Here is a 5,334-nt window from a genome sequence, read left to right as displayed (position 1 = left end):
ACCCATGGCAGCGGCCACGACCCGATGCGCGTCGGCCGCCTCGGGCAGGACGGTGCTGCGGCGCACCGCCTCGGCGAGCAGCGGGTGGCGCAGCTCGACGTCGTGCCCCGGCGCCGCGAGCAGGCGGCGGCCTCCGAGCTCCCGCAACCCGTCCGCCAGCGGCCCCGAGTCCAGTCCCGACACCTCGCGCAGCTGGACGTCGGTGAGCGCGCGGTCCGCGATCGCCAGGGTGCGCGCCACCACGCGGGCCGACTCGCCCAGACCGTCCAGTCGTAGGTCGAGCAGGTCGCTCAGAAGCCGGGGGAGCGGCGCGTCCGCATCGATCTGGGCGGCCAGCTGCTCGGTGAACAGCGGCTGCCCAAGGGCGCGCCGGTGGATCCGGTCGATCATCTCCTCGCTCGGAGCTCCCTCCTGCAACAGTGCGAGCAGTGCGGCGGTGCCGTCCCGGTCCAGCGGTGCGAGCTCGAGGGTGGCGACGTTCGACCGGCGACGCATCCGTGTCCACCACTCCACGCTGGAGGCTGGCGTCGCGGAATCGTCGCTGCGCCAGGTGCCGACGATGGCCACCACAGGGTCGTGGACGACGAGGTGCTCCACCAGGTCCAGGGTGGCGGGGTCACCCCAGTGCAGGTCCTCCAGGAGCAGGGCCAGGGGTCGTGACCGGCCCAGCCCGGCGAGCGCCAGGCCGAGCGCGGCGAAGAGTCGCTGACGCGACCAGACGTCGTCACCTGCGGGGGGTGGCTCGCCGGAGCCGTCCAGCTCGGGCAGGAGACGTGCGATGGAGTCGGAGACGAAGGGCGACGTGTCGTTGAGCACCTCGGCGATCCAGTGGCCCGCGTCCACCCCGTTGACCGCGCGGAGGAGGTCGGCGATCGGCATGAAGGGCACCTCCGCCGCCAGGGGCAGGCAGTGGCCGGTGGCGACGAACGTGTCGGTGGCCTGCGYGGCGGTGTCGACCAGCCGGGTCTTGCCGATGCCGGCCTCGCCGGTGACGAGCAGGAGCCCGGTGCCGGTCTCGAGGTGGCGTCGTACGGCCGTGAGCTCGTGGGTGCGTCCGGCGATCGGAGGGGTGCTGGGGGCGTTGTCCTGGAGTGGTGACGTGGCGGCGAGCCAGTCCGCGTGGAACGCGGAGGTGTCGCCGTCCATGGCCTCGACGAGGAGCTCGAGGGTGCCCCAGGTGGGGATCGTCGGCGAGGAGAACGTCTTGGAGACGGTGGTGTGGGAGACCCCGGCCTCCCGGGCGAGGGTGCGCAGGGACGGCCAGCCGGCACGGTGGTGGAGGTCGTGGAGGGCTGCGACGAGGTCGCAGTGCGGGCCGGGTGGCAGGTCGGGGCGGGGGAGTGCGCTCATCGTGCACCCGCGGCCGTCTCCGCGATCGCCCGGGACAGCGGGACGTGCTCGCGGGCGTCGGCGGTGGCGCGCCTGAGGAGTCGAGCGGCGAGGGTGCCCTGGCCGTCACGGAGCGCGACCTGGGCGGCGCGCCAGCGGCAGTACGCCGCGTCGTGGGGACGCGACACCCGCTCCCACTCTCGGCCGGCCTGCAGCCAGGAATCCGTCGTCTGGGTCCCCGTGAGCCGGGACATCTCGCCCCGCCACATGGCTTCGTTGGCCATGGCGTCCGCCAAGACCGACCTGTGGCCGAACGGCTCCGACCGCATGTCGTCGAGGAGCGTGCGGAGCCGAGCGTCGAGATCGCGACCGAGGTCGGTCCTCCTGGACCTCGGGACCGAATCCGCCAGGTCTGCCGCCGCCCGTGCCGCGATCACGAGGTGGGCGCCTGCGAAGAGCGAGGAGCCCGTGGAGGCCGTCTCGTCGAGCAGCGGGAGCATGGCCTCGAGCGCCGACCTCGGCTCGTCCCGCCACAGGTCGACGACAGCGGCGACGGTGAGGGTCTCGAGACGGTACGCCAGGGACGCGTTCGGCGCGGTGACCACCGAGGAGGCGCGGTCGGCCGCAGCGTCCAGCCTGCCGCACACCGCGTCGAGGTGGGCCTTCTCGACCTGGATCGGCCATTGCTGGGCCAGGACCGGGTCGGCGGCGGCGGGATCGATGACCTCGGCCGCGGCGGCGACCGCGCSGGCGAGGATCAGCGCCTCGGTGACGTTCGCGCGGAGCAGGCAGCTCCCGAACACGGAGGTGTCCCACTCCGAGGCGGCGGTCAGGCCCTGGCGGGCAGCCTCCATCACCTCACCGACGGTGCCCCCGCACTTGAGGAGGATGTCGGTGGCGAAGACCCCGAGCCGGATGTCGCCTCGAGGATCGGGTGCCGGGGACTCGAGCGCGGCTGCGGCCGCGATCCGCTGCAGGGCCTGATCGCGGTGCCCGGACATCGCTTCCTGCCATGCCTGCTCGGCTCTCACCCACCGCAGCGTGGGGATGTCGCGCAGTGCCTCGCACACGGCGGCGGCCTCGTCCATGTCGCGAGTGGCAGCGTCCCAGTCCCCGGCTGCAGCGGACAACGACGACCGGCGGGCGAGCGACAGGGCGAGCTCGGTCGTCGGTGGTAGCAGGCGGTACATCTCGATGGCCTGCTCGACCAGGACCATCGACCGGGACGGGCTGACGCTGCCCGCGTTGCGTGCGGAGGCGCGGAAGTACAGATCGGCCCGCGGCTTGCCGTCGAGGTCCTCGAGCCTCTCGAGTGCCTGGGTGACGAGCAGGAGCGAGTCACCGGTGCGCCCCACGTTCCAGACGGCGTCGATGGCTGCGAAGTACACCTCGCTCAGCGCGGGTCCGGACGGCTCGACGTGACCCGTGGAGTAGAGGTCGATGACGCGCAACCACTGGTCGGCCTCCTCGTTGGACGCGTACCGGTCTGCCGCCGCGCGCGCCGCGGCAATGCGCCACGTGACCTCCCGGTCAGGGGCTGCGGCGCGCTGCCAGTGGAGGGCGACCTCGGCGGGAGACGGTTCGGGCATCGCGGCGAGGGCGGTGGCCACGCTGCGGTGCAGTCCAGTGGCCTCACCGGGGACGAGGCGCCGTCGGATCGCATCGGCGAGCAGGGGGTGGCGCAGGCGCACGAGGTCGCGATCCTCCGACGGTGCCAGCAGGAGCTGGCGGGACAGCTCCCGCAAGCCGTCGAGGAGCCCGTTCGGCGACAGGCCCGCTGCCTCGCGCACGACCGACTCCGGGAGGTCGCGATCGGCGACCCCGAGCACGTGTGCAACGGTCCGCGCCGCCGCTCCCAGGCCGGCGAGGCGTGTCTCGAACAGGTCCGCCAGCACCTCGGGCAGGGGCTGCTCGCCCCCGGCCGCCCGGGCCAGCTGCTCCGTGAAGAGCGGCAGCCCCTGGCTGCGGTCGTGGATGGTCGTCACCTGGTCGGCTGCGGGCCTCCTGCCGAGGACCAGGGACAGCTGCTCGGCGGTCTCCTCCCGGCTGAGGGGTGGGAGCGCGAGCGCGTCGGTGCCCGGCAGGCGGCGTACCCGTCCGAGCCACTCGCTCGTCGAGGCGGCGGTCGTGGGGTCGTCGGTCCTGAATGTCCCCACCACCGGCACGGTGGGACCTCGCTCGGTGAGGTGCTCGATCAGGTCGAGGGTCGCCGCGTCCCCCCAGTGCAGGTCCTCGATGACCAGCCCGAGGGGCCGGATCCCGCCCAGGCTCGCGAGGATCGCCCCGACCGCGCTGAACAGCCGTTGGAGCGACCACTCGTCCCGGGGCGGGAGGACGACGTCGACCAGCCGCTCGACGTCGGGCACGAGCCGTTGCAGGGAGCCGGCGACGTACGGCGCGCAGGACGTCAGCGCGTCCTTCAGCCACGCGCCGTCGTCGCGGTCGAAGACACGCTGCAACCCGTCGGCGACGGGCAGCAGCGGAACGGCTGTCGACAGGGGCAGGCAGCGCCCGGTGGCGACGAAGACGGCGGTGGCGTCGGCGGCCGTGGTGACGAGCGTCGTCTTGCCGATGCCGGCCTCGCCCGTGACGAGGAGGAGCCCGCTGCCGGTCTCGAGGTGGCGTCGTACGGCGGCGAGCTCGTCCGTGCGTCCGGCGATGCGGGGGGTGGCGGGTGTGGTCGCGTCCGGTGGTGAGGTCGCCGCGAGCCAGAGGTCGTGGAAGGTGGAGGTGTCGCCGTCCATGGCCTCGACGAGGAGCTCGAGGGTGCCCCAGGTGGGGATCGTCGGCGACGAGAAGACCTTGGAGACCGTGGTGTGGGAGACACCGGCCCCGCTGGCGAGGGTGCGGAGCGAGGGCCAGCCGGCGCGGTGGTGGAGGTCGTGGAGGGCCTCGACGAGGTCGTGGTGGGGACCGGAGGGCARGTCGGGGTGGGGGAGCGCACCCATGCCGCCTCCGATCGCCGAGAACCCGAGACCCGCCAGTCCAGAGTCCACCCGCGACCCGCGGCTGTCCACCGAGAAACGGTCGCCGGGAGATCGGGTCGACGGGCTGACCTGCCGCTGGCGGGCGACGTTTCGACGGCACGGGCACAATCGGGTGCACGGGAGGGACGGTGAGCCGACGTGGGACGACCAGGCGGCGGGATCGCGCTGGTGGCGGCGCTCGTGCTCGTCCTCGCGGGCTGCTCCTCGACCGCGCCGGAGCCTCCCGACGACCCCGGGGCGGGGGACCCGTCGCCGCGCGGGACCAGCATCGCCGACGAGCCCTCCCGGCAGGTCACCCTGGCCTTCGCCGGCGACGTGCACTTCGAGGCCCACCTCCGGCGGCTGCTGCGGCGCCCCGGCGGCGGGCTGGGGCCGATCGCGGCCACGCTCCGCGAGGCCGACGTGGCGATGCTCAACCTGGAGACCGCGGTCACCGACCGGCGGCGTCGCGACCCCAAGGAGCTCGAGGACGCGGAGGACCGCTACCACTTCCGGGCCCCCGCCGGCGCGTTCGACGTGCTCGCCGCCGCCGGCGTCGACGTGGTGAGCGTTGCCAACAACCACGCCGGTGACTACGGCCAAGCGGGCCTGGCCGACACGTTGAGGGCGGCGCGCGGCACGGTCGAGGTGGTGGGGGCGGGCCGCGACCAGGTCGCGGCCTTCACGCCGTACCGGGTGACGCGGCGTGGGATCGACCTGGCCTTCCTCGCGGCCGACTCCGTGTTCCGCGAGGGCAGCAGCGACGTGTGGGCGGCCGGGCCGGACAACGCCGGAGTGGCCGCAGCGCGGGAGTCCAGGCCCGACGCGCTGCTGCGAGCCGTGTCGTCGGCCGCCGAGGTCGACGACGTGGTGGTCGTCTACCTGCACTGGGGACGGGAGTACCAGTCCTGCCCGAGCCAGCGGCAGCGGCTGCTCGCCCGCCGGCTCGCCGACGCGGGAGCCGACGTCGTGGTCGGCAGCCACGCGCACGTCCTCGGCGGCGCCGGCTGGTCGGGCGACACCTACGTGGGCTACGGAC

At 74.0% G+C, this 5,334-nt stretch carries 3 protein-coding genes; 1 reads left to right on the top strand and 2 read right to left on the bottom strand.

Annotated elements, in window-relative coordinates:
• Together ACXJKL_RS13625 and ACXJKL_RS13620 are read right to left on the bottom strand one after the other, a co-directional pair.
• The coding region (locus ACXJKL_RS13625) for an AAA family ATPase (RefSeq protein WP_457207582.1) at positions 1 to 1,350 on the bottom strand (1,350 nt) is incomplete at its 3' end.
• Positions 1,347 to 4,277: an ATP-binding protein gene (locus ACXJKL_RS13620; RefSeq protein WP_457207581.1), complete on the bottom strand. Its 2,931-nt coding sequence runs from the start codon at positions 4,275 to 4,277 to the stop codon at positions 1,347 to 1,349. The genes ACXJKL_RS13620 and ACXJKL_RS13625, both read right to left, overlap by 4 nt.
• A 177-nt stretch (positions 4,278 to 4,454) precedes the next feature.
• On the opposite strand from ACXJKL_RS13620, the gene ACXJKL_RS13615 reads away from it, so the two are divergent.
• The coding region (locus tag ACXJKL_RS13615; RefSeq protein WP_457207580.1) for a CapA family protein at positions 4,455 to 5,334 on the top strand (880 nt) is incomplete at its 3' end.

The organism is Nocardioides sp. P5_C9_2 (assembly GCF_054049555.1).
Note: the sequence above shows the minus strand (reverse complement) of the source record. Positions and strands in the feature narration are given on the sequence as shown.